General features: G+C 66.8%; 25 protein-coding genes, 1 tRNA gene and 1 pseudogene. 14 read left to right on the top strand and 13 right to left on the bottom strand.

Going from position 1 to position 24,583, the window contains the following annotated elements; translation table 11 throughout:
- Window positions 1-77: 77 nt before the first annotated feature.
- Together AC6RIC_RS04950 and AC6RIC_RS04945 are read left to right on the top strand one after the other, a co-directional pair.
- The gene (locus AC6RIC_RS04950) at window positions 78-1,205 is read left to right on the top strand and encodes a divergent polysaccharide deacetylase family protein (protein ID WP_499735344.1); all 1,128 of its coding nucleotides are present in this window, start codon (window positions 78-80) and stop codon (window positions 1,203-1,205) included.
- Window positions 1,202-1,726, top strand: coding sequence for an RNA pyrophosphohydrolase (locus tag AC6RIC_RS04945; protein WP_454655168.1), 525 nt, complete (start codon window positions 1,202-1,204; stop codon window positions 1,724-1,726). The genes AC6RIC_RS04950 and AC6RIC_RS04945 overlap by 4 nt, the downstream gene beginning before the upstream one ends.
- 7 nt (window positions 1,727-1,733) lie before the next feature.
- On the opposite strand, the gene AC6RIC_RS04940 is transcribed toward AC6RIC_RS04945, so the two are convergent.
- From AC6RIC_RS04940 to pdxR, 6 genes are all read right to left on the bottom strand, one after another.
- Complete coding sequence (locus AC6RIC_RS04940; RefSeq protein ID WP_454655166.1) at window positions 1,734-2,321, bottom strand: hypothetical protein; 588 nt, start codon at window positions 2,319-2,321, stop codon at window positions 1,734-1,736.
- Window positions 2,322-2,384: 63 nt separating this feature from the next.
- The gene (locus tag AC6RIC_RS04935; protein ID WP_499736554.1) at window positions 2,385-2,573 is read right to left on the bottom strand and encodes a hypothetical protein; all 189 of its coding nucleotides are present in this window, start codon (window positions 2,571-2,573) and stop codon (window positions 2,385-2,387) included.
- A gap of 43 nt (window positions 2,574-2,616) precedes the next feature.
- Window positions 2,617-3,279: an RraA family protein gene (locus AC6RIC_RS04930; protein WP_499735343.1), complete on the bottom strand. Its 663-nt coding sequence runs from the start codon at window positions 3,277-3,279 to the stop codon at window positions 2,617-2,619.
- Between the two features lie 42 nt (window positions 3,280-3,321).
- Window positions 3,322-4,527, bottom strand: a complete 1,206-nt coding sequence (locus AC6RIC_RS04925; protein WP_499735342.1) for an aminotransferase-like domain-containing protein — start codon at window positions 4,525-4,527, stop codon at window positions 3,322-3,324.
- An 18-nt stretch (window positions 4,528-4,545) separates the two neighbouring features.
- Window positions 4,546-5,328 carry a 2-keto-4-pentenoate hydratase gene (locus AC6RIC_RS04920; RefSeq protein ID WP_499735341.1) on the bottom strand — a complete coding sequence of 261 codons (783 nt, stop codon included), beginning with the start codon at window positions 5,326-5,328 and terminating at the stop codon, window positions 4,546-4,548.
- A 59-nt stretch (window positions 5,329-5,387) separates the two neighbouring features.
- Window positions 5,388-6,872, bottom strand: coding sequence for a MocR-like pyridoxine biosynthesis transcription factor PdxR (gene pdxR / locus AC6RIC_RS04915; RefSeq protein ID WP_499735340.1), 1,485 nt, complete (start codon window positions 6,870-6,872; stop codon window positions 5,388-5,390).
- 200 nt (window positions 6,873-7,072) lie between these two features.
- Here pdxR and AC6RIC_RS04910 point away from each other — a divergent pair, with 200 nt between their 5' ends.
- From AC6RIC_RS04910 to AC6RIC_RS04875, 8 genes are all read left to right on the top strand, one after another.
- On the top strand, window positions 7,073-7,849 hold the full coding sequence (locus AC6RIC_RS04910) for an ABC transporter ATP-binding protein (protein ID WP_499735339.1): 777 nt from the start codon (window positions 7,073-7,075) through the stop codon (window positions 7,847-7,849).
- Between the two features lie 11 nt (window positions 7,850-7,860).
- Window positions 7,861-8,658 carry a transporter substrate-binding domain-containing protein gene (locus AC6RIC_RS04905; RefSeq protein WP_499735338.1) on the top strand — a complete coding sequence of 266 codons (798 nt, stop codon included), beginning with the start codon at window positions 7,861-7,863 and terminating at the stop codon, window positions 8,656-8,658.
- An 83-nt stretch (window positions 8,659-8,741) separates the two neighbouring features.
- Complete coding sequence (locus tag AC6RIC_RS04900) at window positions 8,742-9,440, top strand: ABC transporter permease (protein ID WP_499735337.1); 699 nt, start codon at window positions 8,742-8,744, stop codon at window positions 9,438-9,440.
- Between the two features lie 2 nt (window positions 9,441-9,442).
- Complete coding sequence (locus tag AC6RIC_RS04895) at window positions 9,443-10,171, top strand: ABC transporter permease (protein WP_454655148.1); 729 nt, start codon at window positions 9,443-9,445, stop codon at window positions 10,169-10,171.
- Window positions 10,161-10,967 carry an inositol monophosphatase family protein gene (locus AC6RIC_RS04890; protein WP_499735336.1) on the top strand — a complete coding sequence of 269 codons (807 nt, stop codon included), beginning with the start codon at window positions 10,161-10,163 and terminating at the stop codon, window positions 10,965-10,967. Before AC6RIC_RS04895 ends, AC6RIC_RS04890 begins: the two co-directional genes overlap by 11 nt.
- A 41-nt stretch (window positions 10,968-11,008) precedes the next feature.
- Window positions 11,009-11,854 carry an inositol monophosphatase family protein gene (locus tag AC6RIC_RS04885; RefSeq protein ID WP_499735335.1) on the top strand — a complete coding sequence of 282 codons (846 nt, stop codon included), beginning with the start codon at window positions 11,009-11,011 and terminating at the stop codon, window positions 11,852-11,854.
- A 232-nt stretch (window positions 11,855-12,086) separates the two neighbouring features.
- Window positions 12,087-13,523 carry an MBOAT family O-acyltransferase gene (locus AC6RIC_RS04880; RefSeq protein ID WP_499735334.1) on the top strand — a complete coding sequence of 479 codons (1,437 nt, stop codon included), beginning with the start codon at window positions 12,087-12,089 and terminating at the stop codon, window positions 13,521-13,523.
- 19 nt (window positions 13,524-13,542) lie between these two features.
- Window positions 13,543-14,553: a hypothetical protein gene (locus AC6RIC_RS04875; protein ID WP_499735333.1), complete on the top strand. Its 1,011-nt coding sequence runs from the start codon at window positions 13,543-13,545 to the stop codon at window positions 14,551-14,553.
- A 62-nt stretch (window positions 14,554-14,615) separates the two neighbouring features.
- On the opposite strand, the gene AC6RIC_RS04870 is transcribed toward AC6RIC_RS04875, so the two are convergent.
- A complete protein-coding gene (locus AC6RIC_RS04870) occupies window positions 14,616-14,798 on the bottom strand; it encodes a hypothetical protein (RefSeq protein WP_499736674.1) in 183 nt (60 codons plus the stop codon).
- A gap of 48 nt (window positions 14,799-14,846) precedes the next feature.
- Here AC6RIC_RS04870 and AC6RIC_RS04865 point away from each other — a divergent pair.
- Window positions 14,847-14,963 (top strand): annotated as a pseudogene (locus AC6RIC_RS04865) (IS3 family transposase); the annotation flags it as partial.
- A 211-nt stretch (window positions 14,964-15,174) separates the two neighbouring features.
- Here the strand turns inward: AC6RIC_RS04865 and AC6RIC_RS04860 are convergent.
- Window positions 15,175-15,251 (bottom strand) — tRNA-Arg (locus AC6RIC_RS04860).
- A gap of 34 nt (window positions 15,252-15,285) precedes the next feature.
- Here AC6RIC_RS04860 and AC6RIC_RS04855 point away from each other — a divergent pair.
- The 3 genes from AC6RIC_RS04855 to AC6RIC_RS04845 all read left to right on the top strand — a co-directional run bounded on the left by AC6RIC_RS04855 (window position 15,286) and on the right by AC6RIC_RS04845 (window position 18,507).
- A complete protein-coding gene (locus AC6RIC_RS04855; RefSeq protein ID WP_499735332.1) occupies window positions 15,286-16,050 on the top strand; it encodes a hypothetical protein in 765 nt (254 codons plus the stop codon).
- Window positions 16,051-16,054: 4 nt separating this feature from the next.
- Window positions 16,055-17,539: a M48 family metalloprotease gene (locus tag AC6RIC_RS04850; RefSeq protein ID WP_499735331.1), complete on the top strand. Its 1,485-nt coding sequence runs from the start codon at window positions 16,055-16,057 to the stop codon at window positions 17,537-17,539.
- Window positions 17,540-17,637: 98 nt separating this feature from the next.
- Window positions 17,638-18,507 (top strand): dienelactone hydrolase family protein, encoded by an 870-nt coding sequence (locus AC6RIC_RS04845; RefSeq protein WP_499735330.1) that lies wholly within the window; start codon window positions 17,638-17,640, stop codon window positions 18,505-18,507.
- An 82-nt stretch (window positions 18,508-18,589) separates the two neighbouring features.
- On the opposite strand, the gene AC6RIC_RS04840 is transcribed toward AC6RIC_RS04845, so the two are convergent.
- The 5 genes from AC6RIC_RS04840 to AC6RIC_RS04820 form a co-directional block, all read right to left on the bottom strand.
- Complete coding sequence (locus tag AC6RIC_RS04840; RefSeq protein WP_499735329.1) at window positions 18,590-19,186, bottom strand: CarD family transcriptional regulator; 597 nt, start codon at window positions 19,184-19,186, stop codon at window positions 18,590-18,592.
- A gap of 374 nt (window positions 19,187-19,560) precedes the next feature.
- Window positions 19,561-19,896 carry a ferredoxin FdxA gene (gene fdxA, locus AC6RIC_RS04835; protein ID WP_291653498.1) on the bottom strand — a complete coding sequence of 112 codons (336 nt, stop codon included), beginning with the start codon at window positions 19,894-19,896 and terminating at the stop codon, window positions 19,561-19,563.
- Between the two features lie 170 nt (window positions 19,897-20,066).
- Window positions 20,067-20,375 (bottom strand): RNA-binding S4 domain-containing protein, encoded by a 309-nt coding sequence (locus AC6RIC_RS04830; RefSeq protein WP_454655057.1) that lies wholly within the window; start codon window positions 20,373-20,375, stop codon window positions 20,067-20,069.
- A gap of 179 nt (window positions 20,376-20,554) precedes the next feature.
- Window positions 20,555-23,752, bottom strand: coding sequence for a helicase-related protein (locus AC6RIC_RS04825; protein WP_499736553.1), 3,198 nt, complete (start codon window positions 23,750-23,752; stop codon window positions 20,555-20,557).
- Window positions 23,753-24,160: 408 nt separating this feature from the next.
- A complete protein-coding gene (locus AC6RIC_RS04820) occupies window positions 24,161-24,580 on the bottom strand; it encodes a MerR family transcriptional regulator (RefSeq protein ID WP_091860771.1) in 420 nt (139 codons plus the stop codon).
- Window positions 24,581-24,583: the final 3 nt, after the last annotated feature.

Genomic DNA, 24,583 nt, shown 5'->3' with positions numbered 1-24,583 from the left:
TCGGCCAGGATCGCCCGGCGGCCTCTGGCAGGCCCTGGGGACGTTGGCTCGCGACGGCGGCGGCCGGCAGCGTTGGCGTGGCCATTCTGGGGCTCGTGCTGACAGTGGCGCTGCTCCGCGATCCCGATGGCGGCGAGCCGATCGCAGTGGCCTCGATCGAGAAGCGTTCTGCCCCCGTCTCCTCCGCCCCCGCCACCGCCGATCCCGCGGCTGCCACGCCCCGCGGGCCTGCCACCGCCGCCCAGCTCGAGAACAGTGCAGGGGTGACCGTGGTACGCGTCGGCGAGGACGCTCCGGAAGCCATCGTCATCACCATTCCCGACACGGCGCGCACGATCAAGCTCGCGACGGCCCCCGACAATCGCCTGGTCGAGCGCTCGCGTTACGGCCTGCTGCCGAAATCCGGGCCCGAAGGTGCGACGCCGGCCAAGATCTATGCCCGCCCGCTCGGCCCGGAACCCGCGACCAAGCCGGTCGGCCGTATCGCCATCCTCGTCGGCGGGCTCGGCATCAGCCAGAGCGGCACGGCCGACGCGATCGCGAAACTGCCGGCGCCGGTCTCGCTCGCCTTCGCGCCCTATGGCGCCGAACTCGAACGCACCGTCCAGCGCGCCCGCAGCGAAGGCCATGAGGTCTTCCTGCAATTGCCGATGGAGCCCTTCGACTATCCCGACAACGATCCCGGCCCGCATACGCTGCTGACCGGCCCGAAGGCGCCCGACAACCTCGACAAGCTGCATTGGGCGCTCGGCCGCTTTACCGGCTATGTCGGCATCGTCAATTTTCTCGGCGGCCGCTTTACCGCAGACGAAAGCGCGCTCTCCCCTGTCCTGCGCGAGCTTGCCGGCCGCGGCCTGATGGTCGTCGACGACGGCTCCTCCGCGCGCAGCCTGCTCGCCGGCTCGGCCGACCGCGCCCGCATCCCCTCCCTGAAGATCGACCGCGTCATCGACGGCGTCACCCGTGCCGACGCGATCGACAAGGAACTGGCCGCGCTCGAAAACCTGTCGCGCGAGCAGGGCATTGCGGTCGCAGCCGCGAGCGCCCTGCCGGTCTCGATCGAGCGGATCAACCGCTGGGCGCAGTCTCTGGAAGCCAAGAAGATCGTGATCGTTCCCGTCAGCGCCGCCCGCGACTTCCGTTCGCCCAAGAGCACCGGGTCGATCTCGACCGGATCGATCAAGACCACCGGATCGCTGCAATGACCGACAAGGCCCCCGAAGGCTACCGTCCCTGCGTCGGGCTCGCCCTCTTCAACGCCGAGGGTCTCGTCTTCGTCGGCCGGCGTGCCGACAAGACCAAGCGCGAGCATGTCGCGCCCGGCCATGCCTGGCAGATGCCGCAGGGTGGCATCGACGAGGGCGAGACGCCGCTGGAGGCCGCGCGCCGCGAACTCGCCGAGGAAACCAACGTCACCTCGGTCGAGCTTCTCGCCGAGGCGCCGGGCTGGCTCGCCTATGATCTGCCGGTCGATATCGGCAAGGAAGCCTGGAAGGGGCGCTGGCGCGGCCAGGCGCAGAAATGGTTCGCCTTCCGCCTCATCGGTTCCGAGGACGAGGTCGACATCCTGACCCCGGCCGGCGGGCACAAGGCCGAGTTCGACGCCTGGCGCTGGGCGCGTCTCGACGAGACCCCGGGGCTCATCATCCCCTTCAAGCGGGAGGTCTACCGGCAGGTCGCGCAGCATTTCGCGCCCTTCGCGGACGCCTCCGGCAAAAGGCGCTGAACGCGCGTCAGCCCATCGTGTAGACGACCCGCACGACCCAGTAGCTCTGGTAGAGGATATGCACGCTGGCGAGCGCGATATGGACCCAGCGCCGTGCGGAAACATATGCGACGAGACAGAGTGCCAGTCCGATCGGGACCTGCACGAGATAGTCGCCGCTGAGCTGGCTCCAGTGCTCGTTGCCCTTGATCAGGGTATCGACGACATCGAGCACGAAGGTTGCCGCCAGCAAGCCGAAGAACCAGTGCCGCCGCCGGATGAAGAAATCCTCGTAGCCGGCATATTCGGCGATATTGTCCGGGAACAGCAACGCCGAGATCAGATAGAGCACGACGGCATAGCCGATCAGGAAGAGATAGGCGCCGAAGCTCCAGACCGGGATGCGCGACAGGCCGAACTCCCACCACCAGAACAGCACGAGTTCGAGCAGGATCGAGCCGACCCAGAGCATGTGGAGCAGCGAGACCCGATACCGCCCGGGATGCTGTATGAAGCCGGCGATCCCCGCCAGCATCCGCGTGATGCCGAGGCCGATGACCATGCCCATGACGATGCGGACATGGGTAAAGATTTCATGCGGCGAGACAGTCTCCATGCTTCGTGCTTAGAGCATGCCGCTTTTTCGCGGAAGCACCGTCATTCCGGACCGTCCGGTTGATCAATGTCGGCGCAGTCGGTCGAGGACCTCGCCATGCAGGGCCGAGCTGCCGCTTGCCACGACGCAGCGATGACCGGAATGGATCGTCAGCTCCCGGCCGTCCCAATCGGTGATCGCGCCGCCGGCATTGCGCACGATCGGCGCCATCGCGCAGTCGTCGGACGGGTCGAGACCGCCATCGACGCTGATATCGACCGCTCCATCCGAGACGCGGCCATAGGGGCATGGCAGGTTAAGCCGGCGTCAACCCGAAGACCGCCTGTGCCGTCTGACCGGCCTTCAGGGCTGCTTCCCATTTCGCTTCCAGCACCAGCCGGGCCTCGGCATCGGCGATGCGGCTGCGGATCGTCGCCGGCGTCAGCGCGACCAGCCCGTCGTCGTCGCCGATCAGGAGGTCGCCGGGCGAGACGATCGCGCCCCCGATCACCACCGGGCGGTTGATCTCGCCTCGCTCCGCCGAGGACGGGCCGCGCGGCGTTACCGAGCGCGTGAAGACCGAGAAATCCGTCCAGCCGGCGAGCGTCCCGACATCACGGATCGCCCCGTCGCAAACGAGGCCGACGGCACCCTTGCGGCGGATGTGGCCGCCGAGGATCTCGCCGATCATCGCGCTCTCCGCATGGCCCGCCGCCGCGATAACCAGGACGTCGCCGGGGCCGATCACATCCATGGCACGCACGACGGAGCCGAAATCCGGCGCCTCGCAGAAGGCGGTCACCGCGCGCCCGAACAGGCGCGGCTGCTGTCCGGGCGGCCTCAGCGGGCGGATCGCCGGATCGATCTGGTTGAGGTTGCGGCCGAGATCGACCGCGACCGCAACGGGGATCGCCTGCCAGCGCGCGATCTCGGCCTCCGTCAGGTCGTTCTTCGGGACGGGATGGATGATCACGGGCATGGTGCGGTCCTCATCTGCCGATATCGGGGGGGTAGGCTTCGCTCAGCCGCCTGCGCGCGACCCGAGATGGGCCTTCAGGACACGGCCGAGCGCCGTGATGCCGGCCACGAGCCGCTCGTCCGTCTGCGTCGAATAGCTCAGCCGGGCATGGTTCGGCCGCTGCTCGAGCGCGAAGAAGGTCGCGCCGGGCACATAGGCGACGCGGGCCTCCGGAAGCGCATGGTCGAGCATGAAGGCGGCGGCATCGAAGCCTTCGGGGAAGGTCAGCCAGGTGAAGAGCCCGCCGCTCGCATCGGTACAGGCGATCTCCTGCGGGAAGCTCCGCCGGATCGTCTCCAGCATCAGGTTCTTCTTGTGGCGATAGGCGCTGCGGATCGTGGCGATATGCGCGTCGATGTCGTAATCCGCGAGGAAGCGCGAGGCGACCGCCATGTTGAGCGTGCTCGTCTGCGTATCGGCCGCAAGCTTGAGCAGGCCGAGCTGCTCGATCAACTCGGTCGAAGCAACGGCCCAGCCGAGCCGGAGGCCCGGGGCCAGGATCTTCGAGAAGCTGCCGAGATAGATCACCCGGCCCTCGGTGTCGAAGCTCTTGATCGGCGGGATGCGCTCGCCCTCGAAGCGGATATCGCGATAGGGCGAATCCTCGAGGATGATCACATCATGCTCGTTGGCGATCTCGACCAACCGCTTGCGCCGCGCCAGGCTCATGGTGACGCCGGTCGGGTTCTGGAAATCGGGGACCGTATAGATGAACTTGGCTCCCGGATTGGCCTTCAGCGCCGCGTCGAGCGCCTCGACATCCATGCCGTCCTCATCCATGCCGACCGTGACATAGCGCGGCTCGCAGGGGTTGAAGGCGATCAGCGCCCCCAGGAAGGTCGGGTCCTCGACGATGATGATGTCGTCCTTGTCGATCAGCAGCTTGGCGACGAGATCGAGCCCCTGCTGGCCGCCCTGGAGGATCAGAACCTCGTCCTCTGTGCAGCGAACACCGTCGCGCGCCATCCGCTCGGCGATCTGCCGACGAAGCAGCGGCATGCCGTTCGAGACGGTGTATTGCAGCGCCTCCTGTCCGTTCTCGGCCAGCGTCTTGCGGAAGACCTCGTCCAGCCCCGCGATCGGGAACAGCGAGGCGTCGGGATAGCCGCCGCCGAATGAGATCACGCTGGGATCGGCGCCCAGCCGCAGAAGCTCGCGGATAGCGGAGGGCTTGACCCGGCTCATCCGGGCAGCGAGGCGATGCGCCATGATCTTGTTCTCCGGCACTCAGGCGGTGACGTTAAGCTCGACGGCGCCGATGCCTTCGAGCTCGAAGCGATAGGTTTCGGTCTCGGTCGGGAAGCGCGTGGTAACGAGGCTGCCGGTCATCACGATCTCGCCGGCACGCAGGCTCTGCCTCTTCGCCGCCAATGCATTGGCGAGCCAGGCAAGCGGCGCGAAGGGGTGGCCGAGCACGTCGCGGCCATGGCCACGGTCGATCTCCGTTCCATTGCGGCTGACCGTTCCCGGGACGGCATCCAGCGTCGGCCAGTTGCTGCGGAACGCCGACAGCACCACGCCGCCATTCCAGGAATTGTCGGCAACCAGCGAGAGCACGTCGAGCTCGGCATAGTCGGCAGCTCGGTCGTCGACGATCTCGATCGCGGCGCAGACGCCGGCGACATGCTCCGCGATGCTTTCCTGCGTCCAGGCCGGCCCTCCGACGGGTAGATCGCTGGCCATGCGCACCGCGATCTCGAACTCGAGGCCCATGCGGCCATAGTCGGCGGTCGCGAGGCGCGCGCCGGAATGGTGCAGCCGGTCGGCCAGCACAACGCCCGCTATCGGATGGGGAATGCCGCACATCGCCTGCATGCGCTGCGAGGTCAGGCCGATCTTGTAACCGATAGCTGCGCCGCAGCGCGGCTTCAGCAGCGAGACATAGCGCTCTTGCACGGCATAGGAATCGTCGAGCGAGGCGATGCCGTTCGCCGCGGCGAAAGGCCGGAACTTTTCGTTGCGGTCATGCTCATCGATCAGTCGCCGCGCCAACCCGTCCCTGTCCGTCATCCCGTCCTCCTGTCCCGGCCCTGCTGATGCCGGGGTGAAACGATCGATTCCCAAAAGCCCTAGGCCGCAGCCATGATCTCGGCGAAACGCCGCACCGCCGGGGTTATCCGTTCGGGCACGGTATTGCCGAAGCCGAAGACGAAGCCCGTGGCCGTCTTGTCTTGCAAGCGGTAGCGCGACAGCGCGGGCGCATCGATGCCGCGCTGGCGCGCTGCATCGGTAACGGCAGCGTCGTCCAGCGGACCCAGCGCATGGGCCGTCAGATGCAATCCCGCGGTCACGTCGGGAATGAGCAGGCGGTCACCGAGTGCCTGCCTGAGGGCATCGACCAGGATCGTCGCCCGCTCGCGATAGATGAGCCGCATGCGCCTGACATGCTTGGCGAGCACGCCGCGCCCCATGATGTCGGCCACCATCTGCTGCAGCGGCGGCGGCAGGTAGCAGGAAAACACCAGCTTCGCGCGATAGAACAGCTCGACCAGATCGGGCGGCAGCACCAGATAGGTCAGGCCGAAGGACGGCGAGAAGATCCGGTTGATATTGCCGATGAAGATGACGCGCTGGTCAGCATCGAGCGAGAGCAACGAGGGGAGCGGCTGGCGGTTGATGCCGATCGGGCTGCTGTAGTCGTATTCGATCACCCAGGCATTGCGGGCCCGTGCCCAGGCCAACAGGGAGAGCCGGCGCTCCATCGACATGGTCGAGCCATAGGGGAACTGGTTGGTCGGCGAAGCGATCACGATCCGGGCGTCGTCCGTCTCCGGCCCGAAGCGATCGGTGCTGAGGCCTTCCAGATCGACGCGCTGCGGCAGGATGCGGGCGCCGTTGGCCACCATGGCGGCTGTTCGCGTCGGATAGCCGGGGTCCTCGATGACGACGCCGTCGCCGGGATCGAGCAGCAATTGCGCCAGCAGGATGAAGGCCTGCGTCGTGCTGGCGACGACGGCGATCTGCTCCGGCCGGCAAGGCACGCCTTCGTATTCGCCGAGGTATTTCGCGATCTGCTGGCGCAAGGCGGGCAGGCCCAGCCGCTCGCTGAAATTGAACTGCGGCCAAGGCTCCGAGCCCCAATATTCGGCGGTGCTGCGGCTGATCTCCCCGAAGGGCAATTCGTCGAGCGCCGGCAGCAGGGGGCTGAGATCATAGCCGAGCTCGCGCTCGCTCGGCAGCGCCAGCCCCATCAGGGCATTGCCACGCGCGGCCAGCACGCGCGATTGCCGGGGCGGCTGCGGAGCGGGCGACGGCTCGCCGATCCGGCGATGCATGTCTTCGGGCAGGTCCTTCTCGATATAGGTCCCCGCACCCGTGCGCCCATGTGCGTAGCCTTCGTTCTTCAGGCGGTTATAGGCGAGCACGATGGTCGAGCGGGAGACGCCGAGCTCGTCTGCAAGCTTGCGCGACGGCGGCAGATGCATGCCGCGGGGGATCGCGCCGTCGACGACCAGCGCCCGAATTTGCCCGGCGATCTGGTCATAGAGCGGCTCCGGCCCGCCCGGCGCCAGCGCGATCGTGTTCCAGAAGGGATAATTGAAGCGCGCGTTCATAGCCTGTCGCGGTCGGGGCGGGTCCGGTCGGTAGCTCTCGGCGATTGAGCGGCGCGTCGCACGAGCGGTCAAGCATGTCGCCGGATTGGTATGCTCGACTCGAAAGAATTGGTACTTGAGGCTGTTTTTAGCCGTCGGTACCGTCCCTGCCAATCGCGATCGGACAAAGCCGGTCATCCAGCGCAAGCGGAGGGGAAAACGTGTCTCGACCCGAGGCGAAGACCGTCCTCACGGCGGACGACATCCACAAGAGCTATGGCGACTTCCCGGTGCTCAAGGGCGTCAGCCTGGCAGCCCGCGAACGCGACGTCATCTGCATGATCGGGGCAAGCGGCTCGGGCAAGAGCACCTTCCTGCGCTGCATCAACCTGCTTGAAACGCCCGAAGCCGGCTCGATCCACTTCGAAGGCGAACAGCTGAACCTCGGGCGCCGTGGCAATGGCACTGCGGCTCTGGACGCCCGCCAGATCAACCGCATCCGCAGCCGGATGGGCATGGTGTTCCAGAGCTTCAACCTCTGGAGCCACCTGACCGTCCTCGACAATGTCACGATCGCGCCGATCAAGGTGCTGGGCGTGCCCAAGGCGGAGGCAAAGGAGCGGGCCGAGGCCCTGCTCGCCAAGGTCGGCCTGTTCGACAAGCGCTTCCACTACCCCGCCCATATCTCCGGCGGCCAGCAGCAGCGCTGCGCCATTGCGCGTGCGCTCGCCATGGAGCCCAAGCTCCTGCTCTTCGACGAGCCGACCTCCGCCCTCGACCCGGAACTGGTCGGCGAGGTGCTGGGCGTCATGCGCCAACTCGCGGAGGAAGGGCGGACGATGATCGTCGTGACCCATGAAATGGCCTTCGCCCGCGAGGTATCCAACGAGGTGCTCTTCCTTCACGAAGGGAAGATCGAAGAGCGTGACACGCCGGAAAACATCTTCGGCAATCCAACGTCCGAGCGGTGCAGGCGCTTCCTGCAGCGGGTTCTGTGAGGAGAAGAACCATGAAGAAGACAGCACTCACCCTGCTGACTGGCGCAGCGCTGCTGCTGGCCGGCTCCGCCTTCGCCCGCGAGGTCAAGGTCGGCACGGAATGCACCAACCCGCCCTTCAACTTTCGTACGGCGGGCGGAGAGCTGACCGGTTTCGACGTCGACCTCGCCCGCGAGATCGGCAAGCGCGCGGGCTTCGAGCTGCAATTCGTCTGCCAGGCATTCGAGGGGCTGATACCGGCCCTCTCGGCCCGCAAGTTCGATCTCATCCTCGCCAGCCTTTCGATCACGGAAGCGCGCCAGAAGAGCATCGATTTCAGTGTTCCCTATCGCGCCTCGACCGGCCGCTTCGTCGGCCCGAAGGGTTCCAAGCTGGAGCCCGTGACCGCGGATGGGAAGCCCAATCCCAAGGCGCTCGACGGCAAGGTCGTCGGCATGATCCGCGCCAGCACCTATGACCGCTACTTCACCGAGCAGTTCCCCGGCGTGCAGATCTCGCGTTACGAGAATTACGAGACCTTGCTGCTCGACCTCATCTCGGGCCGGGTCGACCTGATCATGGCCGGGCCGATCAAGATGGAAGGCTTCTTCGAGGACAAGCAGGGCAAGGACTTCGCCTTTGTCGGCCCCGAGCTGGAAAGCATCAAGTATTTCGGGCCGGGTGTCGGCGTCGGGCTGCGCAAGAACGAGCCGGAGCTGCTGGCCAAGGTCGACGAAGCGCTGAAGGGCATGTTCGCCGACGGCACCTTCAAGGCGATCAATCGAAAATACTGGAAGTTCACGGTCATGCCGAGCGTCTGGACCGACTGAGCCACCCCGGCGGCAAGAGCATGATCCGATGCCGCAGGTGCCGGCCATGTCCGGCACCACCCTCCCCCTGACGGGAACGCAATATGACGGCAGACCTCTTTCAGGGTTGGGGCACCCAGCTCTTCTGGGGAACGATGGTCACGCTCAAGGTCGCGTTCCTGACCTTGGCGGCGGGGCTCGTGATCGGGCTCCTCGTCGCGCTCGCCAAGCTCTCTTCGTCGCGGTTTCTGCGCGCGGCGGGCGATCTCTACACCACCTGCATCCGCGGCACGCCGGAGCTGCTGATCATCCTGCTCGTCTATTTCGGCAGCACCGTCGCCTTGTCGGCCGCGCTGCGCTGGATCGGCGGGCCGAACACCTCTTTCGAGATGCCGGCGCTCGGCGCAGGCGTGCTGGCGCTGAGCCTGGTCTTCGGCGGTTACGCGGCCGAGATCTTCCGCGGCGCCTTTCTCGCCATCCCGCCCGGCCAGATCGAGGCGGCCAGGGCCTTCGGCATGTCGCCGCTGACCCTGTTCGTCCATATCCGCCTGCCGCTGATGTGGCGCTACGCCCTGCCGGCGCTCGGCAACATCTGGATCTCGCTGATCAAGAACACCTCCCTGATCTCGGTGGTCGGCCTCGAGGAGCTGATGCGCGTCAGCTACATCGCGACCTCGGTGACGCGCAGCCCGTTCCACTTCTACATGCTCGCGGCGCTCATCTATCTCCTGCTGACGATCGCCAATTCCCTCATCATCGAATGGCTGGAAACCCGCGCGAACCGCGGCGTCCGGAGGGTCTGATCATGGACCTCTCGCTCATGATCGAGAGCCTCCCGCGTCTGCTGCAAGGCGCGGTCCTCACCCTCAAGCTCCTGCTGCTGACGGAGGTCATCGGCTTCGTCTGCGCGCTGCCGCTCGGCATCCTCTACGCCAATGGCAGCCGCGCCGCCCGCGCGCCGATCTACGGCTTCGTCTATTTCTTCCGCGGCACGCCGCTGCTGGTGCAGATCTTCATTGTCTATTACGGCCTCGCCCAGTTCGAGTTCGTGCGCCAGAGCTTTCTCTGGCCCTGGCTGCGTCAGCCCTTCGTCTGCGCCTTGCTCGCCTGCGCGCTGCATTCGACCGCCTATACGACCAACATCCTGCGCGGCGCGATCCAGGCCGTGCCCGCCGGCGAGGTCGAGGCCGCACGTGCCTGCGGCATGTCCGCCTTCCAGGTCCAGCGCTTCATCGTGCTGCCGATCGCGCTCCGGCTCATGCTGCCCGCCTACAGCAACCAGGCGATCGGCATGCTGAAGGGCACCTCGCTCGCCAGCACGATCACGCTGATGGAGCTGACCGGCGTCGCCAACACCATCGTCGCCAGCACCTTCCAGCCCTACGAACTCTTCATCATGGCGGCACTGATCTACCTCGCGATCACCCTCGTGATCACGCGCTGCTTCAAATACCTCGAATACGCGCTCAGCAAGCACCAGCGCCCGCTCAAGAGCACAGCCGCGATATCCGTACAGGTCCGTCATGCCGACTAGCGACATCAGGAACTTCATCGCCTTCGCCCAGGGGTTGGCGGAAGCGAGCGGCACGATCATCCGCGACGCTGCCCGTCAGAACAACGCCTTCGTCTCCAAGGGCGACGACAGCCCGGTCACCGAGATCGACCGCGGCGTCGAGACGGAACTGCGCCGCCGCATCGGCGAGGCCTTCCCGGAACACGGCATCCACGGCGAGGAATTCGGCGCGCAGGCGACGGATGCCGAATATGTCTGGGTGCTCGACCCGATCGACGGCACCAAGGCTTTCGTCGCCGGCATCCCGGTCTTCGGCACGCTGATCGCGCTCACCCGCAAGGGCGTGCCCGTCCTCGGCGTCATCGACCAGCCGATGACGCGAGAACGCTGGATCGGCGCCGACGGCTACCCGACCACCCTCAACGACATCCGCGTCGCCACCTCCGGCCGCAGACTCCTCCCGGAAGCCGTCCTGTCGACCAGCAATATCGAGCTCTACGATCCGCAGACCCTGCCGGTCTTCCAGGCGCTGCGCGCGTCGGTGCATTGGTGCGTCTATGGCGGGAGTTGCTATTCCTACGGACGGCTCGCCTCGGGCGGGATCGACATCGCGATCGACCGCTTCACCACCCCGCATGACGTCCTCGCCCATGTCCCGGTCATCGCCAATGCCGGCGGTGTCATCACCGACTGGAGGGGCGCGGCGCTGACGTTGCATTCGAGCGGGCATTGCCTCGCCGCAGCCAATCCCGACCTGCACCAGGCGGCGCTGCGCGCGATCGCTGCCCCGCGAGCCGGGATCATGCCGGCGGCGTGAGCCGCCCGACCAGTGCACTCAACCCAGCCAGGTTAGCCGTCATGACCACCAAATCCCGGACCCGCAGCGAGATCGTCGAGGCCATGAAGGAGGCCGCTCGGATCGGCGGCGCCTCGCTCGCCGAGAATTTCGCGCGTCTCTCGGCCCTGCCCATCCTGGAAAAGGGCCCATCCGACTTCGTCTCCGCCGCCGATATCGAATCCGAGCGCCTGATCGTCGCCCATCTCAACCGGGAGCTGCCCGAGGTCGCGGTACTCGGCGAGGAAGGCGCGGCCTCTCCCGATGCCGGAAACGGGCTCAGGATCATCATCGACCCGCTCGACGGGACCAACAACTTCCTGCACGGCATCCCGCAATTCTCGGCCTCGCTCGCCCTGATGGAAGGCGACCAGGTGACGGCGGGCGTGACCTTCAATCCCCTGAGCGGCGAGATGTTCTGGGCCGTGGCCGGAGAGGGCGCCTATCTGGGCAATCGAAGACTGAACGGCTCCAGTCGCAAATCCCTCGCCCACGCGGTCGTCGGAACCTGCTTTCCCTATAACGGCAAGGGCGACACCGAGAAGGCCGCCCGCGAGATGGCGGCGATCATGCCGCGCGTCTCCGGCATCCGCAGCCCGGGCTCGGCGGCGCTGGAGATCGCCTATGTCGCGGAAGGTCGCTTCGACGGCTTCTGGACCTCCGGCGCCAAGCTCGACCTCTGGGACCTCGCCGCCGGCGTGATCATCGCGCGGGAGGCCGGCTGCCTGGCGACCGAGATCGATGGCGAGGGCGACCCCCTCCAATGCCGCAGCCTCGTCGTCGCGCCCCGGCAATTCCACGGGCAGTTCATCGATATTTTCCGCTCGACCCGTGCGACAGGCGCACTGAACAGAGCCGCTCTTGCCTAGCATCGCGCCCGATGTCCGGACGTGGGAGGGGATGGCGCACCAGCGTTGAGGCACCGACGGCCGGGTAGCGCGACGAACACCCACGGAAGCCCACGGCCCGGGCGAGGGCCCTGCTGGATCGCCGAGCCGTTGCCGCCGAGGGCGAACTGACCGGCATCAACAAACGCCGGCACGAAAGACGCTACCGGTGAACATCCGCTGACATCCAACGCCGACTTCCGGGTGAGCGCGAATGTTGTTCAACAGCTGGACGTTCTGGTTATTCTTCGCCGTCGTGCTCCCCGTCTACTGGCTTCTGCCGTTTCGTGCCCAGACGTTTTTCATCCTCGGGGCCAGCTACTTCTTCTACGGATGGTGGGACTGGCGCTTCCTGCCCCTGATCGCCTTCTCGACAGTGATGGATTTCTACCTTGGCTTGCTCGTGGCTTCGGCACCGTCGGACAAGGCCAAGCGGCGATACGTCTGGCTCTCGGTCGCCACGAACCTCGCGCTGCTGGGCTTCTTCAAGTACTACAACTTCTTCACCGCCGAGGTCGTGGCGGCGCTCAACGCAGTGGGCCTCGACGTCTCGCCGCCGCTCATCCAGGTGATCCTGCCGGTCGGGCTCTCGTTCTACACCTTCCAGAGCATGAGCTACGTCTTCGACATCGCCCGCGGCGTCACCAAGCCGGCGACGAGCTTTTGGAACTTCGCGCTCTATGTGTCCTTTTTCCCCCACCTGGTCGCCGGCCCCATCATGCGCTCCGGCGCCAAAGGCCAGGACCCGCTCGGCCGAGGCCTCCTAAAGCAGCTCGAGACCCCCCGGGTCCGGCGCTCCGACGATTTCGTGGTCGGCTTGTACTACATTCTGATCGGTCTCTTTAAGAAGGTCGTGATCGGCGACAACCTCGCGCTGGTGGTGAACTCCATCTTCGGTCGCGATCCGTCCCAGCTCACCGGGGTCGAATGCCTGATCGGCGTGTACGCGTTCGCCTGGCAAATCTACGCGGACTTCTCGGGGTACAGCTCCATCGCACAGGGCATCGCCCGGTGGCTGGGCATCGACCTGATGGACAACTTCAAGTCGCCCTATTTCGCCATTTCGCCGAGCGACTTCTGGCGGCGCTGGCACATCAGCCTGTCGACGTGGCTGCGCGACTACCTGTACGTCGCCCTCGGCGGCAATCGCGGGACCGGATACATGGTCATCCGCAACCTCATGATCACGATGCTCCTGGGCGGCATCTGGCACGGGGCCAACTGGACCTTCGTGTTCTGGGGCCTCTATCATGGCGTGCTGCTGTGCCTGTACCGGATCGCGGGGTGGGAGAAGGAGCGGCCTCTGAGCGCCTTCGCGCGCGGCTGGCGCATCGTGCTGATGTTCCACCTGGTCTGCTTCGGTTGGCTGCTGTTCCGGGCCGAGAGCATGCGGCAAGTCGGAACCTTCCTGCACCTGATGGCCACGGACTGGCGCGTGACGCCGGACGCCGTGTCCATGCTGCTCCTGATCGCCTTCTACGCCCTTCCGCTCTACCTGTTCGAGTACTGGACCGGCGTCCGAGCGAAGAATTCCCTCGCCCTGCTACGCAGCGCGTGGCCTGCCCGCGCGGCCGTCTACTCGTACGCCGTGTTGATGCTGATCTTCTTCCAATCGCCGAACAGTCACGAGTTCGTCTATTTCCAGTTCTGACGATCGAGGGGGGACGCCCGTGCTTCGAAGCGCTTTCGGCGGCGGATCCGACTGGAAGGTCCTCTCCTCCGTGCTGGCGATCCTTCTCGCCGGCGAACTCGGCCTGTACCTGGCCGAGCCCCGCCTGTCGCTCGACGTCCAGCACATCAGGAGCATTCCCACCATCGTGCGGAACTTCGAGGCGGCGCCGGGACCCGGCGTTCTCTTCCTTGGAAACTCGCTGACCCGGGCCGGAATCCGGCCCGACGTGGTCGAGGGCGCGTGGCCGCCCCACCGCCTGCCCCAGGCGAAGTTCGCCCTCGTCTACCCTGACGACACGAGACTGCTGGACTGGTTCTACGTATATCGGCGCTTCGTCGAGCCGGCTCGATCCCTGCCGCGCGTCATCGTCATCTGCTTCGCCCAGAGCCAGCTCGCGGACGGCCAGCCCCTGCAGCCCGAGCGCCTCGGCAGTCAGTTCGCCGGGTTCCCCCTCCTCTCGGAGGCCTTCTCCGACGACGTCCTCTCCGCGAGCGACCGGATCAGCTACCTGCTCGGTGCGACTTCGAGGGTGTGGGCCAACAGGGAGCGGGTGCAGACGCGCGTGCTCGCGCTCATTCCCGGCTACGAGGCGCTGGCGCAGACGTTGAACGAGGCCGCGAGCGTGCGCCAGCGTGCCTCCGGGAACGGCCGGCCTGACACCTACACCCGGCTGGCGCGCTTCATCGAGAGGGCCGGGAAGGACGGCGTCGGCGTCGTCTTCGTCGCGACCCCCCTGCCCAGGCGCTTCCCGTTGCCCGACGACCTTCGAAGAACGATCCGCGACGGCGGTGCCGAACTGCTCGACCTGCAGGGAACGGAGCCCGCCGATCCGCGCGACTTCCCGGACGGCTACCACTTGTCCCCGACGGCGGCCGAGCGGTTCTCCGAGTCCCTCGGCGTCGCACTGGCGGCGAACGCCTACTTTCGGACGGCCCTCCTGGGAAGGCGCCCGGCGGACCATTCGAGGTCGGCCGCAGGCCGATCCGACCTGGCGGCAGCGGCGCACTGAGCGAAACCCCAGCGGCGAGGGCCACGAAGCGGCTCGCCGCGCCGGGGCGACGGGTCCCCGATTTAGTCTCGTTTGAGGGTTCGCCGAAACTCGATGGGCGTGACGCCGGTCCAGCGCCTGAAGTCGCCGTTAAGCTGAGCGAAGTGGCGAACGGCCATTTCGGCCTCGATGACCGTCTGCGGGCGTGGCTTTCGGCCGCCAGCCATGCCGCTGCCTTCCTTCCATGCCGCCAGCGCCTTCGACAACGTCGGCCCGCGCTTCGCTTCCCCAGCCGCCAGATCGACCCCCGGTGCGAAGAGGCAAGGCAGGACGTGTTCGACTACATCGAGATGTTCTACAACCCAAAGCGCAAGCACGTCAGGAACGGGATGCTGTCACCCGTCGAGTTCGAACGGCAGCACGAGATGTAACCCGACGGCGTCTACGAAACTCGGGGCTATTCAGACATAAGGCTCGGCTAGGTCCTCCGGCACGCGGAAGTTCAGATACCAAGCCCCCCGCTTGTTACGACGCCATAGCTTCACGGACGTGCGTTTCCCGCGCATGTGTGTTGCAGGTTGACGCGTCGATAGTGCTGATATCTGAGGAAGTTGCAGCAAATCAAGGATTTGCGCGGAGAGCTGGCCTCCCGGAAGGGATTCGAACCCCTGACCTACGGTTTAGGAAACCGTTGCTCTATCCTGCTGAGCTACCGGGAGGCACAGAACTCCGTGTAGCATAATCACGATGCGGGTGAAGTCCCTTCTTGCCATCGTCATGTTCGCCGCCTTCGCGACAACTCCGGTGCGGGCAGCGCCCGGCTGCGCGCCCGACGCCGATGCGGCCACGACGGCGCAACTGACCGGGCTCGACCCAGCCGGAGACCCGCTTCTGGACGATGGCCGGAGATTGCGCCTCATCGGCCTCGCGCCACGCCAGAATGCCGAGGAGACGGCGCGCTTCGATGCGGGCCTGCGCGGCTTCCTCGGCCGACCGCTCGGCCTGTCCGTCCTCGGCGAGCCCGATCGCTGGGGCCGCCTGCCCGCACGGCTGTCCGTGCCGTCGGCGTCGGCGCCGGCACAGGACCTCGCGCAACTGCTGCTGCGGCAGGGAGCGGCCCTGCCCATGCCGGAACCTGGCTTGTCCCCGTGCGAAACGCCGCAGACGGCCCCCGTTCAGAAAACGGTAACATCTGGGACGCAAGTTTCGCCGCTGACGGCGGTCGATGGCCATGATCTCGCCGCGGTAAAGGCGCAGGAGGGTCGTTACGTCATGCTGGAAGGCCGGATCGCCTCGGTCGGCGAGCGCTCCCAGCGGACCTATCTGAACTTCTCCCGCCGCCCGAAGGAGGCTGCCTCGATCGTCCTGTCGCGCAGCCTCTGGCGCGAACTCAAGAGCGCCGGCTGGACCGCGAGCGATCTCGGCGGTAAACGGCTGCGCGCCTATGGTGTCCTGTCCGGGCGCGACGGCCTCCTGCTGGAGGTCGCATCCCGGGCCGCGCTGGAACTGATCGACTGAGGACATGCAGCAGCCCCCGCGAGCATCGCTTTCGCGACTTTCGAAGCAGCTGGCAGCCATCGTGCTGCCCGGTCTGCTGCTCGTTGGCTGCCTTGGCGACCAGAGCCCGCTACTGCCGGCGAGTTCCACCTCCGAAAACGAGATCGCGCCGCGCATCAGCACGGTCCAGCGCGCCTCCGACCAGGAGCATCAGCGCCTGCTCGCAGCCTTCGGCGGCGAGTATCGCGCGCCGCGCGCCCGCGCGGCCCTCGACGAGGTCGTCCAGCGCCTCGCCAAAGCCGGCGAGGGCCAGATCGGCCATTACGAGATCACCATCCTGAATTCGCCGGTGGTCAACGCCTTCGCCCTGCCCAATGGCCGACTCTATGTCACGCGCGGCCTGCTGGCATTAGCCAACGACACCTCCGAGATCGCCTCCGTGCTGGCGCATGAGATCGCCCATGTCACCGCGCAACACGCCGTCGAGCGCGCCGAGAAGGAAGCGGAATCGGCGTTGGTGAATCAGGTCGTCTCGCAGGTCCTGAAGGACCCCACGCGTGGCGCGGCTATCAGCGCCGGCTCGAAGCTCTCGCTCGCCAAGTTCTCGCGCCAGCAGGAACTGACCGCCGACCAGATCAGCGTCCGCAACATTTCCCGCGCCAGCTACGACCCCTATGGCGCCGGCCGCTTCCTCGCCACGCTCGGCCGCAACACCGCCTTCCGCAGCAGCGGCCAGAACCAGAGCGCCGACGACAAGCGGCTCGACATCCTCTCCAGCCATCCGCAGACGCCCGAGCGCATCGCCGCCGTCACCGCGGCAGCCCGCCAGATCGGCGCGCCCGGCATCGGCGAGCGCGACGCCAATCGCTGGCTCGCTGCGATCGAGGGCCTGGCCTATGGCGACGATCCACGCGACGGCGTGGTCCGGGGCCGGCGCTATCTCAACAGTGCGCTGCGCATCGGCTTCAGCGCGCCGGACGGCTTCAGCCTGGAGGCCGCCCAGGACATGGTCATCGGCGTCAGCGCCAATGGCACGCAGGCGCTGCGCTTCGATTCCGTCACGCTGAAGAGCGGCCAGACGCTGGAATCCTATGTCGCCGCCGGCTGGATCGAGGGCGTCGAGACCACTGGCATCGAGAAAATCGAGGTCGCCGGCCAGCCCGCCGTCCGCGCCCATGGCCGCGGCACCGACTGGACCTTCCGGCTCGCCGCCGTGCAGATCGGCGACCGGGTCTATCGCTTCATTCTGGCCGCACGTGGCGGCAGCGACCCGGAACGGCAGATGCGCGGCATCATCGACAGCTTCCGGGTGATGACGCCTGCGGAAGCGCAATCCATCCGCCCGATGCAGATCCGGCTGGTCGCAGCGGAAGCCGGCGACACGATCGCAAGCATGGCCGAGCGGATGCCCGAGCAGGATCGGCCTGGCGAGCTGTTTCAACTTCTCAACGGGCTCGACCGCAATGCCGCTCTGACGCCCGGCCAGCGCTACAAGGTCGTCGCCGAGTAGCCTTCGCCTTCACAAGGCCGCGAGTCGTTTCCCACCCCCCTCCTGCATCGCGCGGCGGACGCTATGCTCGGCGCAAGGCCATGATCAGGGAGGCAAGAATGGCGCTCGATCGCCGGATCGTCGAACTCTACGACGAATATACGCATAAGCCGCTCGACCGCCGCGTCTTCATGAACCGGCTGCTCGCCATCGCCGGCACCGCGGCGGCGGCCGAAGCCGCACTTGCCCTGCTGGAACCCAATTACGCGCATGCGCAGCAGGTGGCACCGGACGATGCCCGCATTACCGCCAGCCGGTTCGGCCAGACCGTCGATGGCGTGGCCTTGAAGGGCTATCTCGTCACGCCCAAGGCTGAGGCGAAGCGCGGCGGTGTCCTCGTCATCCACGAGAACCGCGGCCTCAACCCCCATATCGAAGACATCACCCGCCGCATGGCGCTGGAGGGCTTCACCGCGCTCGGCCTCGATTTCCTGACCCCTCTCGGCGGCACGCCGACCGACCCCGACGCCGCCCGCGCGCTCTTCCCGCAGCTTCCCGCCGAAGCGGTCATCGCCCAGGGCCGCACCGCGCTCAAATACCTGGCCTCACGCCCGGATGCGACCGGACGAACCGGTGCAGTCGGCTTCTGCTGGGGCGGCGGCGCGGTCAACGACCTCGCCGTCTCGGTGCCCGAGCTATCGGCCGGCGTCGTCTTCTACGGTCGCTCGCCCGATCTCGCCAAGGTGCCACAGATCAAGGCCCGTCTCCTGATCCAGCAGGCCTCGCGCGACACCCGCCTCGTTCAGATGCTGCCGGATTACGAGAAGGCGCTGAAGACAGCCAATATCCAGTACGAGGCCATCGTCTATCCCGATGTCGACCATGCTTTCATGAACGACACCAGCGCCGAGCGCTACAATGCCGCGACGGCTAAGCAGGCCTGGGCGCGGACGGTTGCGTTCCTCAAGGCTGAAACGGGGACGGCGTAGCGCCCTTTGGCTCAGCCTCAACCCAACAAAAAACCCGGCGGTCGCCCGCCGGGTTTTTCGTCGATAATGAATAGAACGCCGCTCAGGCGGCTTCTTCCGCCAGATCGTCGTTGTCGCCTTCCATCTCGGCTTCGGCTTCCGCCTCGGCCTTGCTGGCGCGGCGCGGAGACTTGGCGAGCTGGCCCTCGATCTTCTTGAGCGCCTCGGTCTCGGTGACGTCGTCGACCACGGCGATCTCGCGGGTCATGCGGTCGAGGGCAGCCTCATAGAGCTGGCGCTCGGAATAGGACTGCTCGGGCTGGGCCTCGGAACGGTAGAGGTCGCGCACCACTTCGGCGATGGCGACGAGATCGCCGGAATTGATCTTCGCTTCGTATTCCTGCGCGCGACGCGACCACATGGTGCGCTTGACGCGGGCGCGGCCGGTGAGCGTGGTCAGTGCCTTGGAGACGGATTCCGCATCGGCGAGCTTACGCAGGCCGACGCTGGCGGCCTTGGCGGTCGGAACACGCAGCGTCATCTTGTCCTTGGCGAAGCTGACGACGAACAGTTCCAGCTTGAACCCTGCGACTTCCTGCTCTTCGATCGCCGTGATCTGACCCACGCCATGGGAGGGATAGACGACGTATTCGCCCGTCTTGAAACCCTGGCGCACAACAGCTTTCTTCGCAGTGGACATGCCGTTACGACTCCTGACCGGCCCGCTCGACGCGAGCACGTGATGATCTGGCCTCCGGCCGGCTGGCAGGAGACTTCCGCCTGATGCGACGCTTTGAAAACGCACCGCTTCACGCTCCCTAGTCGATTGTTTCATTGGGCCCTGCCGAGAACGACCACCTAGGCCCGGCGCCGAAGCCGGCTCTCTCAGCGTTCGTGATCTTTGGGGGCGCCCCGATTGCTGGAATCTCGCAGGGGCATGCGGAACGACTTCGACTGGGCTAGCTTGTAGCACAAAAATCACGCCGAATCAAAGGTAAACGCCGGACGGCGCTCCCCTGCGGCAGCATGGCGAGGTCGTGATGAGTGCAGCGCGGGCGGCGAAAAGCGCCTGGTTCAGTCGCCTTCGCCCGGTTCGGGCGAGAGCATTTCGAGCTTGCCGGGGACGCCGTCAAACGCCTTGGCGTCCGCCGGCGGGTCCTTCTTCTGGGTGATGTTGGGCCAGCTCGCCGCAAACTTGCCGTTGAGCTGCAGCCAGCTTTCAAGGCCCGGCTCCGTGTCCGGCTTGATCGCCTCGGCCGGGCATTCCGGCTCGCAGACGCCGCAATCGATGCACTCGTCGGGATGGATGACGAGCATGTTCTCGCCTTCATAGAAGCAGTCGACCGGGCAAACTTCGACGCAATCCATGTACTTGCACTTGATGCAATTCTCGGTGACCACATAGGTCATGGGTCGGCCCTTCCAACGCTTCTAAACAGCCCCATAAACCCTTGCCCGGCGCAGGTTTCAAGGTCGTTTTCGTGATCTCTTGCAGAACGATTTGTCATTCGGGAGGCGCCGCGGAGAAGATTTCATTCCCCGGCCCACTTTCAGCATCTGCCGGCTGACAGGGCGCGGATTTAATCCTCGTCCCCCGGCTCCGCAAGCGACGCATCGCCGCTGCCGCCGTCGAGCCGCTCGTAAAGCTGCTGGGCCACCGCGAAGGAGCCACGCCGTTCGGCGAAGCCGAGGACCTGAACCACGACGGTCGCGTGCGGCAGAGCAAGCGTCAGCACGGCCCCGATCCGAATTCCCTGCGCCGGGTTGTCGCATCGACGCCCTGCGATGCGGACATGGCCATCCTCCACCAGACGCACGGCCGCCGGGCGGTTGCGGGCGAAGCGCGCGAACCAGAGCCATTTGTCGAGGCGCTGACGATCCTCCTGCAAGCCGCCCGCGCCTCCCTAGTCAGAGTGGGCCGAGGCAGCCGACTTGATGCGGAACCGCCTCGTCATCCCGGGCTTGCCCCGGGATCCATTGGAGAGCGCCGAGCCCTCCGATGGTTTCCGGATCGTCGCCGCCATCGCGGCTTGTCCGGAATGACGACGCGCGGTCACCGAAGCTTGCCTCAGTTCTTGCTGCCTTCGAGCTGGGCCTTGAGGGCCGCGAGCTTGGCGAAGGGCGAATCCGGGTCCGGCTCGCGATTGGCCGGGCGCGGACGCGGCGTCTGCTGGAAGCGCTCGGCCCCGCCCCGCTCCTCGCGACGCGGACCACCGGGGCGGCCGTCGCGCTTGAAATCGGGACGCGGACCGCGATTGCCCTCGGGACGGTCCTGCCGCTGCGGGCGGTCGTCGCGACGCGGACGGTCGTCCTGGCGCGGACGCGTATCCTGGCGCTGCGCCGGAGCTCCCTCGCCCGCGGCCGGACGGTTGTCGGGCCGCCCGTCACGGCGCGGGCCACCGGGGCGGCCCTCGCGCTGCGGCCGATCGCCGCCACGGCGCTCGCCACCTTCGCGGCGCTCACCGCCCTCACGACGGCCACGCGGATTGCCCTGCTCCGGCCGGCGTCCGCCCTGATGGCGATGCGGTCGCCAGATCTCGATCAGCTCAGGTTCGGCCGGCGTGGCTTCAGCGGCGGGAGCTTCGTCAGCAACGGCTTCGACAGAAGCCGTCTCCTCGGCCGCTGCAGCCGGAAGCGCGGCCATCGCGTCGGCCGGCACCGGCTCGCGCGCCGCGTCCAGTTCCGTTTCGGTCAGGATCGGAAGATCAGCGGCCTCGACGGCAGGCGTCTGGCCCTCAGTCGAACCATCCGCGTTCAGCGCGGTCGCCGGCTCGCTCGCGCCCTCGGTCTCTGCGGTCGCCTCGGCGACTTCGCCCGAAGCCGCAGTCTCTTCCGCTTCACCGGCCACGACAGGCTTCGCCGGCTCGGTCGCCGCCGGAGGCGGCGCCAGCGGCACGGTGATCGCCGGTCCCGGGCGCTTGACCGAAACATAGCCGAGCGAACGCAGGATCGAGGCGAAGTCCTCGCCCGCGCAGCCGACGAGCGAGGTCATCGCACCGGTCGCGACGAAGCCGTCCTGATCGGCGGCGCCAGCCGGCGGCGTGCCCTGTGTGACGCCGGGGCGATACGCGATCGCCGGGCGGATGAGGTCCGCAAGGCGTTCGAGGATGTCGACGCGCACGGCCCGCTCGCCACAGACGCGGTAGCCGGCAGCGCGGTACAGGCCCTTCGGCACGGCCTTGTCGACCGGGAACGAGGTCCGGCCCGAGGCCGCGAGATGGGCGATGTCGTCGAGCCCGGCCGTCTCCGGCCCGCCATGCTTCAGCGCCCAGAGCTGGGCGGCGAGCGCGCGCGGCGCAGGCTTCAGCAGCGCCGGCATATAGATGTGGAAAGCGCCGAAACGGATGCCGAGCTGGCGCAGCGCCGCGCGGCCTTCCTGATCGAGCGTCTTCATCTCCTCGCCGACCTTGGAACGCTCGAGCACGCCGAGCGCCTCGGCCGCCTGATAGGCGATGCCGCGCGCGATGCCGGTGACGTTCTCGGCCGCTTCCAGGATCTGCACGGCGCCGAGCAGGCGGGTGATGTGGTTCTTCAGCCAGAGATTGAGGCGGGCCTCGACCTGTTCGCGCGCGGGACCGCCGAGATGCTCTTCCACCAGCAGGCGCAGCCGCGGCTCCAGAACCTTCTCGCCGGCGGTAAGACGCGCCACCGGCTCGCCGGTCCAGCGGATCAGCCCATCATGCGACAGCACGAAGGCATCGTCGCCCGCCAGCACGACGCGCGCCGCCCTAGCCTCGATCTCGGAGCCCAGCGCCTTCATCGCCGCCAGGTTCAGGGCCTTGACCTCGGAACCGCCGGCCTTTGGATCCGCCGTGAAGCGGAAGCCCTGCAGCATCCCCACATGCTGGCCCTCGACGAGCACGTCGCCCGTCGCGGTGACCTCAGCCTCCAACATCGCATTCTCCCGCAAGCGGCGCATCAACACGCTGGTGCGCCGATCGACAAATCTGTGAGCCAGCCGCTCGTGCAGAGCGTCCGACAGCTTGTCCTCTACAAGACGCGCCATGCCCTGCCAATGCTCTGGATCAGGTAACCAGTCAGGACGATTGGCGACATAGGTCCAAGTCCGGACCTGCGCGATCCGTGCCGAGAGCGTGTCGATCTCGCCATCGGTGCGGTCGAGCGCGGCGAGTTGCGCGGCATACCAGTCGGCATCGAGCCGGCCGTGGCGCATCAGCCTGAGATACAGCGTCGTCGCGAGATCGGCGTGCTGCATCGGCGATATCTTGCGATAATCCGGCAGGCCGCAGACCTCCCAGAGCCGCTCGACCGCCGCGCGGCCCTGCGCCAGCTTCGCGATATCCGGGTCCCGCGCCAGCACTTCCAGCGTCGTCATATCCTCGGCGATCAGCGCCCGCGTCAGCCCCTGCTCGGACGGCTGGATGTTCAAAGTGTCGAGAAGGCCGCCGACCGAGCGCAAATCGAGATCGGAATTGCGCCACTGCATCTGGCGGATCGGCTCGAAGCGGTGATTCTCGATCGCCTCGACGAGTTCGGCATCGAAAGGCGGGCAGCGCCCGCTGGTGCCGAAGGTGCCGTCGCGCAGATGGCGGCCGGCGCGCCCGGCGATCTGGCCGAACTCGGCCGGGTTGAGCCTGCGATAATGGTGTCCGTCGAATTTCCTGTCCGCCGCGAAGGCGATGTGATTGACGTCGAGGTTGAGCCCCATGCCGATTGCGTCGGTCGCGACGAGATAATCGACATCGCCGGACTGGTAGAGTTCGACCTGAGCATTGCGGGTCCGGGGTGAAAGCGCCCCTAGCACCACGGCCGCCCCGCCCTTCTGCCGGCGGATCAGCTCGGCGATCGCATAGACCTCCTCGACCGAGAAGGCGACGATGGCCGAGCGTGGCGCCAGGCGCGTGATCTTGCGGTCGCCGGCGAAGGTGAGCTGCGACAGGCGCGGGCGCGTCACGACATTCACGCCCGGCATGAGCTGCTCGATCAGCGGGCGCATCGTCGCGGCGCCGATCAGCATGGTCTCGGCCCGGCCGCGCCGGTTGAGCAGGCGGTCGGTGAAGACATGGCCGCGGTCGAGATCGGCGGCAAGCTGGATCTCGTCGATGGCGACGAAATCGACCGCGAGATCGCGCGGCATCGCCTCGACCGTGCAGATCCAGAAGCGCGGCCGCTCGGGCTTGATCTTCTCCTCGCCGGTGACGAGCGCGACGGACTGCGCACCGACCTTGTCGACGACGCGCTGGTAGACCTCGCGCGCGAGCAGGCGGAGCGGCAGGCCGATCATCCCGGTGGGATGGGCGATCATGCGCTCAATGGCGAGATGGGTCTTGCCGGTATTGGTCGGGCCCAGCACGGCCGTGACGCTATTGGCGCGGGCGGCGGGCGGCAGCGAACGAAAAGGAAGCAAGGCGAAGGAGCCGATCTTCTCGCCCGCCCATGCGGGCGGGAGCGTGGACGGAGCTTATGCAAGTCTCAAACAGAGACTCGATAAGAACGAGTCTGGAACGAAGCGGGGCCGAATCGCTGACTCCGACAGAATCGGGTTTTGTTCCCTTTTCGGAGTCTAGCCCCTGGCAGCGTGGGCCCTGTCGTCATCGCGCCCTCCCGGATTGGCGTGGCGAGGCAGCGTTCAACGCCGCCCGGCAGGAACCTATTTAAGCCTTTTTACCCCGGAGACGAGAGGCAAGACAGGTTTCGGGGCTGCGCCGCTGCTTCAATGATGGGCGTGGTCGCACTGCCCGTGATCGGCGAGCGCCTCGATGATCGCGCAATCGCAGGCCGCGACGCCGCCCGAGCAGGTGGTCGCGATCCGCTCCAACTCCTTCTCCAGCGAGCGTAGTTTCGCAATCTTGTCGCGGACCTCGTCGAGATGGGCGACCGAGATCGCATGCGCCTCGTCGCAAGCCATGCCCGGCGTGTCGGATAGCTTCAGCAACGTGCGGATATTCTCGACCGCGAAGCCGAGATCGCGCGCGTGCTTGATGAAGGCGAGCCGTTCGGCATGGCGCCGGCCATAACGGCGCTGGTTGCCCTCGGAGCGTTCCGGCGGCGGCAGCAAGCCGACCTGCTCGTAATAGCGGATGGTCTCGACCTTGACCCCGGTGCGATCCGCCAGCGCACCGATCGGCATCACGCG

This window comes from Allobosea sp. TBD101, from assembly GCF_059817965.1.
This window is presented reverse-complemented; position numbering and strand designations above follow the sequence as displayed.